Annotated in this window: 13 protein-coding genes; 8 read left to right on the top strand and 5 right to left on the bottom strand. The window is 59.5% G+C overall.

Annotated elements, in window-relative coordinates; all coding sequences use genetic code 11:
• Nucleotides 1-224 precede the first annotated feature (224 nt).
• Entirely contained in the window at nucleotides 225-839 is a 615-nt protein-coding gene (locus G5S37_RS07805) for a hypothetical protein (RefSeq protein ID WP_165202438.1), read from the bottom strand.
• Between the two features lie 196 nt (nucleotides 840-1,035).
• On the opposite strand from G5S37_RS07805, the gene G5S37_RS07800 reads away from it, so the two are divergent.
• From G5S37_RS07800 to G5S37_RS07790, 3 genes are all read left to right on the top strand, one after another.
• Nucleotides 1,036-2,133: a hypothetical protein gene (locus tag G5S37_RS07800; RefSeq protein WP_165202436.1), complete on the top strand. Its 1,098-nt coding sequence runs from the start codon at nucleotides 1,036-1,038 to the stop codon at nucleotides 2,131-2,133.
• Between the two features lie 196 nt (nucleotides 2,134-2,329).
• Complete coding sequence (locus G5S37_RS07795; protein ID WP_165202434.1) at nucleotides 2,330-3,394, top strand: hypothetical protein; 1,065 nt, start codon at nucleotides 2,330-2,332, stop codon at nucleotides 3,392-3,394.
• A gap of 32 nt (nucleotides 3,395-3,426) precedes the next feature.
• Nucleotides 3,427-3,948, top strand: coding sequence for a dual specificity protein phosphatase family protein (locus tag G5S37_RS07790; RefSeq protein WP_165202432.1), 522 nt, complete (start codon nucleotides 3,427-3,429; stop codon nucleotides 3,946-3,948).
• 58 nt (nucleotides 3,949-4,006) lie between these two features.
• Here the strand turns inward: G5S37_RS07790 and G5S37_RS07785 are convergent, their stop codons facing one another.
• On the bottom strand, nucleotides 4,007-4,999 hold the full coding sequence (locus G5S37_RS07785; RefSeq protein WP_165202430.1) for a hypothetical protein: 993 nt from the start codon (nucleotides 4,997-4,999) through the stop codon (nucleotides 4,007-4,009).
• A gap of 286 nt (nucleotides 5,000-5,285) precedes the next feature.
• On the opposite strand from G5S37_RS07785, the gene G5S37_RS07780 reads away from it, so the two are divergent.
• The gene (locus G5S37_RS07780; RefSeq protein WP_165202428.1) at nucleotides 5,286-5,744 is read left to right on the top strand and encodes a hypothetical protein; all 459 of its coding nucleotides are present in this window, start codon (nucleotides 5,286-5,288) and stop codon (nucleotides 5,742-5,744) included.
• Between the two features lie 22 nt (nucleotides 5,745-5,766).
• Nucleotides 5,767-7,077, top strand: coding sequence for a hypothetical protein (locus G5S37_RS07775; RefSeq protein WP_165202426.1), 1,311 nt, complete (start codon nucleotides 5,767-5,769; stop codon nucleotides 7,075-7,077).
• A gap of 377 nt (nucleotides 7,078-7,454) precedes the next feature.
• Here the strand turns inward: G5S37_RS07775 and G5S37_RS07770 are convergent, their stop codons facing one another.
• On the bottom strand, nucleotides 7,455-7,826 hold the full coding sequence (locus G5S37_RS07770; RefSeq protein WP_165202424.1) for a hypothetical protein: 372 nt from the start codon (nucleotides 7,824-7,826) through the stop codon (nucleotides 7,455-7,457).
• Nucleotides 7,827-8,068: 242 nt separating this feature from the next.
• Here G5S37_RS07770 and G5S37_RS07765 point away from each other — a divergent pair, with 242 nt between their 5' ends.
• From G5S37_RS07765 to G5S37_RS07755, 3 genes are all read left to right on the top strand, one after another.
• Entirely contained in the window at nucleotides 8,069-8,770 is a 702-nt protein-coding gene (locus tag G5S37_RS07765; protein ID WP_206026351.1) for a hemolysin III family protein, read from the top strand.
• Nucleotides 8,771-8,886: 116 nt separating this feature from the next.
• Nucleotides 8,887-10,110: a hypothetical protein gene (locus G5S37_RS07760; RefSeq protein ID WP_165202420.1), complete on the top strand. Its 1,224-nt coding sequence runs from the start codon at nucleotides 8,887-8,889 to the stop codon at nucleotides 10,108-10,110.
• Between the two features lie 39 nt (nucleotides 10,111-10,149).
• Nucleotides 10,150-10,545: a hypothetical protein gene (locus G5S37_RS07755; protein ID WP_165202418.1), complete on the top strand. Its 396-nt coding sequence runs from the start codon at nucleotides 10,150-10,152 to the stop codon at nucleotides 10,543-10,545.
• 25 nt (nucleotides 10,546-10,570) lie between these two features.
• Here G5S37_RS07755 and G5S37_RS07750 read toward each other — a convergent pair whose 3' ends face one another.
• Together G5S37_RS07750 and G5S37_RS07745 are read right to left on the bottom strand one after the other, a co-directional pair.
• Complete coding sequence (locus tag G5S37_RS07750; RefSeq protein ID WP_165202416.1) at nucleotides 10,571-11,224, bottom strand: phosphoribosyltransferase family protein; 654 nt, start codon at nucleotides 11,222-11,224, stop codon at nucleotides 10,571-10,573.
• Between the two features lie 78 nt (nucleotides 11,225-11,302).
• Nucleotides 11,303-12,427, bottom strand: a complete 1,125-nt coding sequence (locus G5S37_RS07745) for a Gfo/Idh/MocA family oxidoreductase (RefSeq protein ID WP_165202414.1) — start codon at nucleotides 12,425-12,427, stop codon at nucleotides 11,303-11,305.
• Nucleotides 12,428-12,450: the final 23 nt, after the last annotated feature.

Here is a 12,450-nt window from a genome sequence, read left to right as displayed (position 1 = left end):
CTTCTTCAAATCAGACACTCAATTTCATTCAAGAGAGCCCATCGGACTTCCGGTGGGCTTTTTGTTTTCCCACGACGATGCACTCGTCTCAAGGAGCGGGAGCATTCCTGCTCCCGAACCCCTGACGCCATAAGCGGGCGCAAGGTTCACTAAACTGGCGGGTAGGAAAACCCGCCGGACGCTGTCCGGTCAGGAGACCCGACTTCCTAACTCATCACCCTTCCTCACTTCCCCTTCGCTCCCACCGCCGGCGGCTTGTATCCAATGAACTCCTCCTTGTACGCAAACGACGCCATCACATCCTCCAGCGCCACCGCATAGCGTGCAGCCACATCCGCGTTCTCCGCGCTCATCACGATATACGCCACCGCCTTCGGCATCTGCACATACGCCACGCGTTCTACACGCGGATACGACTCTGACGCAGGATATTCATTGATGACCCATGCCAGACCTTCGTTCGTTTTTCCCGCCGCCACCTGGCGATGCGTGAAGCCCGGACGCTCCTTCGTCATGTGCTCGATCGCGACCTTGATGAACTCCTTTGCGTCCTCATGTGTCGTGCTGGCAATCTTCGCATACATCAGCACGGGCGCAGTCTGCCACGTGGAGTCCTTGGGATAGAGCACACACGGCAGGCCATCCGCTGCGCCGGACTTGTTGTCCAGCACCCAACCATTGGGCGCGGCGATGGCGAAAGCCGCCTTCGGTCCGTACACCACGCCGTTGGGGAAGGTCTCGGGCACATCCGGCACCTGCGCGCTGAGGGTTGCCGTGGCGAACATTCCGAAAGCCGCAACAACCAGCGGCATGAGGCCAAATCGGGATGCAGTTTTCATATCATTCAGGGATCGAGCCCGGGATACCCCCTGCATGTCTCCCCCCTCCAGAATGTGACACTCAACCCGGTTTCAACTCCGGGCAGATGGCATCTTCACCCTGGGTGAAAGCACCGCCTTTCTTCTTCTGTTTTCCTCTCCCGCCTTGTAATTTCCTGCTCTCCATCCCCCGTTTCCTTTCCTCCACCTCCCTCCCATGAAACTCCGACTCACCCACGCCCTTCTCGCCTGCTGCATCGCCGCCTCGCTTCCTGCCCACATCTCCGCAGCAGAGTGGACCATCGAGACCTTCGCAGGCACCGGTGAGCAGGGCTTCAGCGGTGATGGAGGTCCGGCCACGAAGGCGAAGATGGACAATCCCTTCGGCGTGGTGCGCGGCCCGGATGGCGCCATCTGGTACACGGAATACACCGGCCACAAGATTCGCAAGGTCACACCGGATGGCAAGATTCAAACCGTGGCCGGCACCGGAACGAAGGGCTACACCGGCGACGGCGGTCCTGCGCTGCAGGCCACCTTCAACCTGCCGCACGAGATCCGCTTCGACAAAGACGGCAACTACTACCTCGCTGACATGGCCAACCACGCCATCCGCAAGGTGGATGGCAAGACGGGCATCATCACCACCTTCGCTGGCACCGGCACCGCAGGCTACAGCGGTGATGGCGGCCCAGCGAACAAGGCGCAACTCAAGCAGCCGCACAGCATCCAGTTCGACCTCGCAGGCGACCTCTACATCTGCGACATCGGCAACAACGTGATCCGCAAGGTGGACATGAAGACAGGAAATATCTCCACCTTCGCTGGCACCGGCAAACCCGGCCCCACGCCCGATGGCTCACCCATCGCCGGCACGCCGCTCAAGGGACCGCGCTCCATGGACGTCGACCCGCAGGGAAATCTCTGGCTCGTCACGCGCGAGGGCAACCAAGTCCTCAAGCTCGACCTGAAGGAAGGCAAGATTCATCACATCGCCGGCACCGGCGATAAGGGCTTCACCGGCAATAGCGGCCCCGCCAAGGAAGCCAAACTCTTCGGCCCCAAGGGCATCGCTCTCGACGCCGAAGGCAACGCCTGGCTCGCCGATACCGAAAGCCACACCGTGCGCATGGTAGAAGCCAAGACCGGCAAGCTTCTCCTCATGGCCGGCACTGGCAAGAAAGGTGACGGCCCTGATGGCGACCCGCTCAATTGCGCCATGGCCCGCCTTCACGGCATCTACGTGGACAAGGATGGCTCCGTCTACATCGGCGACAGCGAAGCGCATCGCGTGCGCGTGATGAAGAAGAAGTGAGAGGCAATCATTCATCCGTGGTCACTCGTCATTTGTCAGCCGACCACATCCGCCCTCGAATCTATTAGCGAACATCAGCGACCATTAGCGGTCCGCCCAAACCCCACCACTCCTCGCGACGCCTCACACCCCAAAGCAAAACCATTAGTGCCTATTAGTGTCCATTAGTGGTTCCCCAATCCCACCACCTTCCACCATGTCCCGCCTCACCTTTCACCACTCACTCATCCTCGCAATCGCTCTGGCATGCACCACGAGTGCCACCTTCGCTGACAAGCTCGTCCTCGTCGCCGGTGGTTCGAAAGACGCGGTCAACATCCCCGCCCTCGAAGCCGTACTGAAAGAACCCTTTGGCACCGAGTTCGACTCCGAGGGGAACATGTGGATCGTGGAGATGGTTTCCGGCAATCGCCTGCTGAAGGTGGACTCCACGGGCAAGCTCTCCCACGTGGCTGGTCAGTTGAAGCCCGGCTTCTCCGGCGATGGCGGCCCTGCCATCGATGCGCAATTCAATGGTCCGCACAATCTCGCCGTGCTGCCGAATGGGAACATCCTCATCGCAGACACGTGGAACGGGCTCGTACGTGAAGTCGATGTGAAAGCAGGTCGCGTGGCCCCGCTCAAAGGCTACGCAACACCACTCGACAAGGCCAAGGGCTCCGGCCCCTACTGCATCACCCTCGACTTCACCGGCACGAAGCTCTACATCGCGAATCTGCGTCAGATTCTTGAACTCGACCTTACCACCAGTAATCTCAAGGCCGTGGCCGGCAACGGGCAGAAGGGTGTCCCCCAGGATGGAGATCTCGCCACCGAAGCGCCCCTTGTGGATCCACGCGCCGTCGCCGTGGATCGCGAGGGCCGCATCTACATTCTGGAGCGCAACGGCAATGCCCTGCGTGTAGTGGAAAAAGATGGCCGCATCCGCACCGTGGTGAATGCCTCCGGCAAGAAAGGCGCCACCGGCGATGGCGGCGCTGCGATTGACGCCACCATGAATGGCCCCAAGCACATCTGCGTGGATCGCGACAATTCCGTGCTCATTGCCGATGCGGAGAACCACATCATCCGTCGCTACGTGCCTGCGAACGGCAGCATCCAGCGCGTGGCCGGTACCGGAAAGAAAGGCACTGCCGGCGAAGGTGGTGACCCGCTCAAGATCGAACTCGCCCGTCCCCACGGCGTGACCATTCACCCGAAGACCGGCGAGCTCTACATCACGGACAGCTACAACAACCGCGTGCTGAAGCTGGTGAAGTAAACGCTGGGAATCACCTTTCGCCAGAACGCGATATGCCATCCCCACCTCCTGCTGAAACCGACCTCTGGTGGGTCATCCCCAGCTCACTCGCGGGGACTTCGATGCCTCATGTACACCCGGACCGTCATGAGACTCCGGGCGCCGCGTTGGATGCGTTCAGGGATGAACTTCCTTCCTTGTGGCGTGAGGGCATCCGCGCCGTGGTCTGTTTATTAAACATGCGCTCCGCCGAGGCCGCATACAACGCCGCAGGCTTCTCCTACCTCTGCCTTCCTATTGTGGATGGACAAGCGCCCTGCATGGAGCAGTTCCAGGCCTTCATGGAATTCACCCGGCAACAGCACGCGCAAGGTCATGGCGTGGCCGTGCATTGCGTCGCTGGCATCGGTCGTACTGGCACCATGCTGGCGGGACATCTTATCACCCGCGGCATGGCGGTTGATGAGGCCATTGCACGTGTGCGCCAGCTACGTCCCGGCGCCGTGGAGACTTTTGCCCAGGTGCGTTTTCTTCAGCAACTGGCACAAGACCTCCAGCAGAACCCACCTTCCTAAACTCACAGGAAGAGGGCTCTGCCAAAGCCCAACTCAAGGGAAGTTTTTTGAGTGTGTCTTACAATCCGTCGTAAGCGGGAGGCGGCACCATCTTGAGAATTCCCGAGACACCCCGACGCTCAAATGAAAATGCGGATGGGAATGCAGTGGCGCCCTTGTCAGCATCGCCCTGTCCCACCTGCTTCCAACCCTCGGTCAGCGGCGCCGCTGCATCCGTGTAGTAGTACTGGCTCCATGTGCCATTGGTGTTCTGAAACCAGATGAGATCCGCCGTGGTCTCTGAGCCATGCTGGACGTAGTCCTTCAGTCCGCTGTTGGTCAGCGTGGCTCCGGTGTTGTAGCTCGCATTCACATCAATCTTCGTTCCAGTCTCCGCGAAGAAGTACGTGGGCGAGGTCCGCAGTTCCCCCGCGAACTTGATGTTCAGGTTGGTGGTGCGATTGCGGTCAATCCAGATGCCGTCCACGTGATACACTGGGACATTCCCCGCATCCACCGTCGGGCTTCCCACCTCGCGCCAGCCACCCCGCACCGTTGAATAGTAGATGTATCGGTATCCACCTGATCCATTGGGTATCTGCACGATGTCTGCATTCCCTTGTGTGTTTGCATTATTGCTCGGCCTGAGACCCGCATCGTTTGCAGCACCGAACAGCGATACCGGAGTATGCGCCGGACGAACGGCGTAGGTGTCATCCACTTCCATCAAGGCAGAGATATCGTCCTCGGTGGTCAGCACATTCTGACTTACTGAAGACACAGGGCTGGCGATTCCCTTGTTCGGACCACTGGTGATTTCCACCCAAAGATTCGTCTGGCCTGCAAGCGCCGTCGCAAAGTCGACGTCGTTGTCAGTTAACGAATTGGCTGCCTTGGCATCCACCTTTCCAGACGCAAGCCTGGAGCGGACAAAATGAATTCCCAAGAGCGTGGTGGAGGACTTTCGCGCAGTGACGGTGTGAAAGCCCGTCAACTTGGTGGTGATGGCGTCGGGTGTTTGCCCGAGACCGGTAGCAGCGACACACGTCAGTGCCGCTGCGAGAAGAGGCATGGAGCTTTTCATGGCGGTAGGGATAGCCGCCCGAGACAATAGCGAATCGCGATTTGCAATGTCGAGCCAATTTCGATTTAGCCGAGCGAAACACACTTGTGCATAGAGAAACGATAAGCCAACATTCAAGAATGACACTGAGCTACGCTCCTAAATAACAACAGCAACATTCTGCACCCTTTCCGCAAGACGCTTGCCACCACGAGTCTCTCGAAGCCACAATGGCTCCACGTGTGAATACCACTTCAAGCTGCAAGACATATCGAGGCCGCGAAAACGCATTCTTATGAGATGGTTAGCAATCACCTGGATGGTGCTACAATCACTCGCAGCCTGCTATGGAGACATCCTGCCAGAACTGCAATCAGCGAGCGGATACGACAGTGTTGCGGTCGAAGGCTGGACGACGCTGTCAGATGACAAAAGGCACCACTTGAAATTGAATACGGAATCCCGCGAAGTGGTGGACCGGATCACGAACTACCTGAAAGGACTCGATTGCGTTCCGATTACACTCGATGAAGGGGCTGCAAGTTCCGATGTGGTAAAGATTACCCTGAAATCGAAGGACAAGACTGTGGTACTCGCCTTGTTTGCCAAGAAATACGTTATTATCACGGAGAGCCGCGCGTTCTACGAAATTAGAAATGTCTCAGAAAGTGCGGGCGCTCTTTTAATGCACAAGCTTGTCGCTGACTATCCTCACCTCATCAGGGACATTCCCCCAAGTGGACCTCCACCTTGAACAGCCTCGCACTCACACGACCATGCTCCGCGTCATTCCCTTTCTCCTCGTCTTCCTCACCACGCTGCACGGCGCGGGACCTGCGAAGTCAGAAGCCAAACCCACTCCACTCTTCCGTGACTTCGTGGGTCTGTGCGGACACACGGTGAATTTCAAACCGGATCTCTACTACCCGGTGTGTCGCTGGGTGCGTGACTACCATCCCGTGAAGTGGGACCTTGGTGATGACACCAGCAAGCTTCCCGACTGGCCCTTTGCGAAGAACCGCGTCTCCTGGGAACAGGTGTACGGCTCGTGGCATGAGAAGGGCCTGCGCATCACCGCCTGCTTCCAGATCGATGAGATGCAAAAGGACTGGAAGAACATGACTACCGATGCGCATGCCTATGCGAAAAGCTTCGCGGAAAACTTCGGCCCCGGCGGCAAGTGGCCTTATGTGGAATACGTCGAACTGGGCAATGAACCCGGCCTGTATGACGACCCATCCTATCGCGCCATCTTCGAAGCCATGGCGCGTGGTGTGCGTGAAGGGAATCCCAAGATGAAGATTGCCACCTGCAACATCGAGACCGGCAAGAGCGAGCGCTACTGGAAAGGCACCGATGCCATCCAGGGACTCGAAGATTTGTATGATGTCATTCGCATCCATCGCTATGCCATCGCCACGCAATGGCCCGTGTGGCGCCGCAGCTATCCGGAAGACCCGAAGGTACCCTTCCTCAGCCGCATCCAGGAGATCGTACACTGGCGCGATGAGCATGCGCCCGGCAAGCCCGTGTGGGTTTCCGAGTTCGGCTGGGACGCTGCGGAGAAGAAGCCCGACCCCAAGGGTGACTGGGCCAAGTGGGAAGACTCCACGGATGAAGACCAGGCCCGCTGGCTCGTGCGCTCCTTCCTCCTCTTCTCCGGGATGAACATCGACAAGGCCTTCACCTATTTCTTCAACGACTCAGATGAAGCCCGCCTGCACCACGCCTCCGGCATCACCCGCAACTTCCAGCCCAAGCCCTCCTACCACGCCATCGCCTGGATGCTGAAGTCGCTCGAAGACTATCGCTATGCACGCACCGTCCGCGCTTCGCTGGAGGAAGGCTACATCTACGAGTTCACGCCGGAGAAGGAAGGCTCTCCTGTGATCTGGGCGGTGTGGCATCCCACAAAGAATGACTTCACCACCAGCGTCGATACCAAGGGGATGACCTTGCAGAAGGCCGAGCGCATGCCGTTCGCGAAGGATGCCTCCACGGCCGTCGAAGTGCCAAGTGAGGAAGGGAAGGTGACCCTCACACTTAGCACGGATCCCACGTTCCTCTGGCTGACGCCTGCGAAGTAATGAATGCACATGATATAGCGCTTTGCGTCTTAGGCGTCAGGTTGAGAGAACGGTGTGAAAGCAAGTGAAGGAAAACATTCACGAACGATCCGGACGCTGTGACGCGCAGCGTCCTTGGACTGCGTGCAGCCTGCTGCCGCTTTCCAGAGTCCACAGCCTGCTGTGGCGAGGGTGACACTTGCTCGTAGTAAGATATCTCCAGAAGACCAGGCGCCTGCGTCGCGGTAGAGCGTGCAGCAGGCTGCACTGAGGGAAAGCGGCAGCGGGGCTGCACGCAGTCCAAGGCCTTCGGCACCACTTCCGGATCCTTACCCTGACGTTCATTCGCAAGGGGGCGAGATTGCTACGCTTTTCAGGACGAAAAGCGTAAGTCGTCGTCACACCTTCTTCTTCCCGCGCACCGGCGCCGCCAGCCACTCATCCTTGGAGAGCTTACCGTCGTTGTTGCCGTCCACACGGGCGAAGCGCTTCTCAGCGCGTTGCGGTTTCTTCTGCGCGAACCTTGCGTTCTTGAATTCCTCACGATCCACAAACGTGTCACTGTTCTTGTCGAGCCGGGAGAATTGCTTTTCCCGCTTTGCTTTGTTCAGCACCTTATCCGCATCCGAGGCTCCGGGTGTCGCGGGCGCAGAAGGACTCGGCGGAGTGACCGCTGGAGGTGTGGGTGTTGTGGGTGTGCTCTGGCTCTGACCGTGAGTAACGGCAGCGCCCAACAACATCGAGGCGTAAAGAAGGGATATCGTCTTCATGATGCGTGTTAGTCGTGCTCGCTGCAGCCCTCATTCAATCCATTCCGTGATATCAAGCACATCCAATGGCTCACCCCATTCGTTCCTTTTGCATCATCGTGCTAAATGAAGGACGAAATCATCGGGGCATCGCTCTTTTGATTGCTCTTTGTGCATGAAGTTGCGATGATGCGACACGAATGATGCACCGGCATCGTACCGCAGCCCACTGTGCGTCCGGAACCCTTACAGCGAGTCCCGCCATGGCAAAGGAACTTCCCCACCCCGCATCACGGCTAGGCCCCCCCGCAGTAAAGGCCGCGCGACAGTTCACCCCGGGCGAAGAAGCCGCGAACTGGATTACGCACGGCATCGGCCTGCTGCTCAGCACCGTGGCTCTGGTGCTGCTCATGGTGGATTCCATCCTGCATGGCACCGCGTGGCACATGGTCAGCTTCGCCGTATATGGCACCACGCTGGTGGCACTCTACTCGGCATCCACGGCGTACCACGCCATTCGTGGACCTCAGTTGAAGCTTCTTTTCAAGAAGCTCGACCACGCCGCGATCTTCCTGCTCATCGCAGGCACCTACACACCTTTTCTCCTCACGGTGCTGAGAGGGCCTCTGGGCTGGACTCTATTCGGCGTCATCTGGACGTTGTGCGTGGCGGGCGCAGTGATGCAACTCGTCCCGCGGAAGGTGCATCGCTTTGCCTCAGTGTTCGCCTACCTCTTCACCGGCTGGCTCGTGCTGGTCGCCATCAAGCCCCTGGTGGCCGCCCTGCCCAGCGGTGGCATGTGGCTGCTGGTCGCGGGCGGTGTTTGCTACACCTCGGGCGTCGTCTTCTACCGCTGGCACCGTCTCCGGTATCATCACGCCATCTGGCACACCTTCGTGCTGGCCGGAAGCATCTGCCATTTCCTGGCGGTGCTTCTGTATGTGCTACCGACACCGGCGGTTTGACACACATTGACGAATTAGCCGCTTCGAATGAGGCGGACGTCGATCAGAGTCGCCGTCCTGAGAATTGCCCACTTTGCCTGTTTCGTTTCCGGCGGGGTGTCTGCTAACTTGATGGCATGCTGAAATTTGCGGCTCTTGCCGGCATCGCTCTGACTCTCATCGCACCTTCCCTGGCTGCGCAAGGTCCCACTGCGCCCGCGGCAGAAGGCGACAGCTCCAAGCCAGCCTCTCTCCCGGGAAAGCGGGAGAAGATCACCGATCCGAATCCCGCGCTGCTGTACTGGCAGGCCTTTGCGTTGCTGCCCGAGTTGAAGCAAGCACAACTCAAAGTGCTCACGGAAGTGCTCGATGGCCGCTTGCCAGTCACAGACCCCTCGGTGGGCACGCTGCTGGGTGTCGCGAGGCGCAGCCTGGATCGATTCGCACGCGCCGCCCAGGGTGACCAACCGTGTGTGTGGGGCACCACCTTTGACGAAGGTCCCTTCGCCCCCATGCCGCACCTCACCAAGCTGCAACTACTGTGCCGTCTGGCGCTGGTGCAGGTGGAGGTGCACTACGCCTCGGGCAATGCGGATGCCGCGTGGGCCTGGACGAAGCATGTGCATGCCGCCGCACGTCATCTCGCAGCCGAGCCGTTGCTCATCACTGCCATCATGCAGCACAGTGTGGAGCAGCAGGCCATCCGCACCACCGCGAGGCACATGCTCAGCATGGATGTGGAGCAGGGAAAGACCATTGTGAAGGACATGAAGGCCCTGCCTCCATTGCACACCGTGCGGGAGGCTCTTACCGGCGAGCATGCGATGGCGGACTGGATGCGGCGCATGGTCCTCGGCATCCAGAACTCACCCGAGAGTGAAAAGGCCGCGCTCGAGGCAGCCCAGTCATTCCTCGGTTCCCAGAGCCAGGATGCTGATAACGCAAGAGCTGCCTCCGCAAAGCAAGCACTCGCCTCCGTGGAGGAATGGAAGAAGACCGCGGAGCAAGGTCGAGAACTCCAGGCACGCGCGGAAACCGCGAGCACCAAACCCTGGCAGGAGTATCAAGCAGACCTCAAGGAGATGCACGCCAGCCTTACGAACGCGAGCCAGGTGCTGAAAAACACCCTGCCCTCCTTCGAAGGCGCCATGCGGAAGCAGTTCGAGACCCAGACCCTGCACACCATGCTCTTCGCCGTGCTGCAGCCACCAACGGACGGTCACGTAAGTGGTGAGATGAAGGGTTTTGTCGATTCCTTTGAAGGCAAACCGCTCGTGCTCAAACGTGAGGAGGAGCCGTGGACGGTGAGCATGCAGGGAATTGTGAACGGCAAGCCGCTCAAGCTGGAGATTGGGCGCTAAGAATCACCTCCACTGAGAGAGGCATCCCATCTTCTCGCCATGTCTGCATCACCCTCTGGCAAGGAAGCACCTGGGCCCGGGCGTTACACGCTCAAGAAGAAAAAGGGCCCATGGTACTACTGGCTCATCCCTTCCAAACATGACCCCAAGAACGCCTTCATCGCAAATTGGGCTGCGTGGATAGTTTCACTCGAGTGGCTGGCAATCTTTGCGTATTCCGTAGCTTCTCCCAACGTGTGCGGCGTTGGGGAACCGGGCTACATTTCCGCGGTGGTGGTTCCAAGCATTTTTGGAATACTCGCCTGCTGGGGCTATCGCGGCGTGGTATCCGGTCACGTGCGGAAGATTGGCAGCGCCCTGCTTCTCCTCACTAATGGCACTCTTTTCGTCATCTTCGTCATCACCTATTTCGTCCTCTGGTTGAGGTACGGCTAGACCGCTCTCGCAGTGGCTGAGATTTTCATCGCCCACTCGCGGACAGGTTGGCCTCACGCAGCGCCTGCAACACCTCTTCATCTGACGTCTGGGTGAAGTCCTCGTAGTGCTGCCCCACCGCCTGGAAATCTGCAGGGATGAATACTGAAACGACCTCCACACCGGCATCCTCAAAACTGGCGCGAGCCTGCCACGCTGTGACCGGCACCGCTACGATGCACTGCGCCACTCCACGCCCGCGCAACGCCTTCACCGCGGCATGCATGGTGGCTCCCGTGGCGAGTCCGTCATCCACCGCGATGACCGTCTTTCCTCTCAGGTCGATAGCAGGCCGCGCTCCTTGATATTCCTGCTCTCGGCGCTCCAGTTCCTTCCTTTCCCGCACCATCGCCTCATGTAGCGCCACCTCCGGTTCGCGTAGGCTGGCCATGACCTCGGGATTCACCACGAGGGCATCGTCAGGAGCAATCGCTCCCAGAGCCAGTTCCTCATGTCCCGGCACGCCCAGCTTGCGCACCACCATGATGTCCAGCGGCGCATGCAGCGCCTTCGCCACTTCCGCCGCGACAGGCACGCCGCCCCGCGGCAGGCCCACAATCACCACGTCCGCACGCCCTGCGTAGCCGGACAACCGTTGCGCCAGTTGGACTCCTGCATCGATGCGGTCTCGAAAGAGCATAGCCTCGTCCCCCGGATGGAATCGCACGTGGCGGTTCCATCCGATGGGTGGGCCATGCGCTGAGGTTCGAGCCTCAGCTCAGCTCAACGTCTCCACCGGCAGCTTCTTGATCGCGCCGCCCTCCATGGCGCTCTGATGGGCAAGGATGCCGGTGCAGGTCCAGTTGGCGCTCTGCTTGGCATTCGGGAAGGTCTCGCGCTTCTCCACCAGCGCCATGGCGAACTCATGGGCGAGGTGCGGATGGCTGCCGCCATGTCCCGCGCCCTGGGTGAAGCTCAGGTGCGTGTTGGCGTCGTCGTCGTACACACCCTTGGTCGTGTAGCGCTGGATGGGCTCCGGCAGACGGTCCGCGAAATCGGGGCACTTGATCTTCTCAGGGATCTCCGGCTCCGGCTTCTTCGCGGTGTGCAGCACAAGGGGCTCGTGCTCGATGAGCGGCCACTCGACGGATTTCTGGCTGCCGTACACGTCGATGCTCTCACGGTACTGGCGTGCCGTATCAAAGAGCGAGCGGATGATGCGCACACTGAGGTCTGACTTGTGCACCTTCACATGCGCCGTCTCCACGGCGAAGGGCGAGTTGTAGTGCTTGATGAGTTCCTCGCGAATCGTGCCCGAGCCGAAGCAGCTCACATACTCCGCCTCACCACCGGCGAGACCGAGCACAGGGCCCACGCAGTGCGTGGCGTAGTGCATGGGCGGTAGACCGGGCCAGTAGTTTGGCCAACCATCCATGTCCTGCTGGTGGCTCGCCTGGATGAACTGCAGCTTGCCCAGTTCACCCTTGTCCGCGAGGTCCTTCATGAAAAGATACTCACGAGCATACACCACCGTCTCCATCATCATGTAGGTAAGACCGGTCTCCTGGGTGAGCTTGATGATCTCCAGGCACTCCTCCACGCTGGTAGCCATCGGCACCGTGCAGGCCACGTGCTTGCCCGCCTTCAGCGCGGCGATGCTCATCCAGCCGTGATCAGGAATCGGCGAGTTGATGTGCACCGCATCCACATTCGGGTCCTTGAGCAATTCCTCGTACTCCGTGTAGCGCACGTCCACCTTCCAGTAGTCGCCGCACTCCTTGAGCTTCGCCTCGTTGCGCTGGCAGATGGCATAGCAGTTCGTATGCGGATGGCGCTGCCAGATGGGGATGAACTCCGCCCCGAATCCGAGGCCGACGACGGCGATGTTGAGTTTTTTGCTCATGAAGTGAAGCGGCGAAATGCGCG

The sequence above is a fragment of the Roseimicrobium sp. ORNL1 genome, from assembly GCF_011044495.1.
In the GTDB taxonomy this organism is placed as follows: Bacteria; Verrucomicrobiota; Verrucomicrobiia; order Verrucomicrobiales; family Verrucomicrobiaceae; genus Roseimicrobium.
This window is presented reverse-complemented; position numbering and strand designations above follow the sequence as displayed.

Coding starts and splice junctions, on each gene's coding strand:
- G5S37_RS07750 (WP_165202416.1), bottom strand. CDS start 11,224: ATGCTCTTTCGAGACCGCATCGATGCAGGAGTCCAACTGGCGCAACGG.
- G5S37_RS07785 (WP_165202430.1), bottom strand. CDS start 4,999: ATGCCTCTTCTCGCAGCGGCACTGACGTGTGTCGCTGCTACCGGTCTC.
- G5S37_RS07745 (WP_165202414.1), bottom strand. CDS start 12,427: ATGAGCAAAAAACTCAACATCGCCGTCGTCGGCCTCGGATTCGGGGCG.
- G5S37_RS07770 (WP_165202424.1), bottom strand. CDS start 7,826: ATGAAGACGATATCCCTTCTTTACGCCTCGATGTTGTTGGGCGCTGCC.
- G5S37_RS07765 (WP_206026351.1), top strand. CDS start 8,069: ATGGCAAAGGAACTTCCCCACCCCGCATCACGGCTAGGCCCCCCCGCA.
- G5S37_RS07805 (WP_165202438.1), bottom strand. CDS start 839: ATGAAAACTGCATCCCGATTTGGCCTCATGCCGCTGGTTGTTGCGGCT.
- G5S37_RS07800 (WP_165202436.1), top strand. CDS start 1,036: ATGAAACTCCGACTCACCCACGCCCTTCTCGCCTGCTGCATCGCCGCC.
- G5S37_RS07790 (WP_165202432.1), top strand. CDS start 3,427: ATGCCATCCCCACCTCCTGCTGAAACCGACCTCTGGTGGGTCATCCCC.
- G5S37_RS07780 (WP_165202428.1), top strand. CDS start 5,286: ATGAGATGGTTAGCAATCACCTGGATGGTGCTACAATCACTCGCAGCC.
- G5S37_RS07755 (WP_165202418.1), top strand. CDS start 10,150: ATGTCTGCATCACCCTCTGGCAAGGAAGCACCTGGGCCCGGGCGTTAC.
- G5S37_RS07795 (WP_165202434.1), top strand. CDS start 2,330: ATGTCCCGCCTCACCTTTCACCACTCACTCATCCTCGCAATCGCTCTG.
- G5S37_RS07760 (WP_165202420.1), top strand. CDS start 8,887: ATGCTGAAATTTGCGGCTCTTGCCGGCATCGCTCTGACTCTCATCGCA.
- G5S37_RS07775 (WP_165202426.1), top strand. CDS start 5,767: ATGCTCCGCGTCATTCCCTTTCTCCTCGTCTTCCTCACCACGCTGCAC.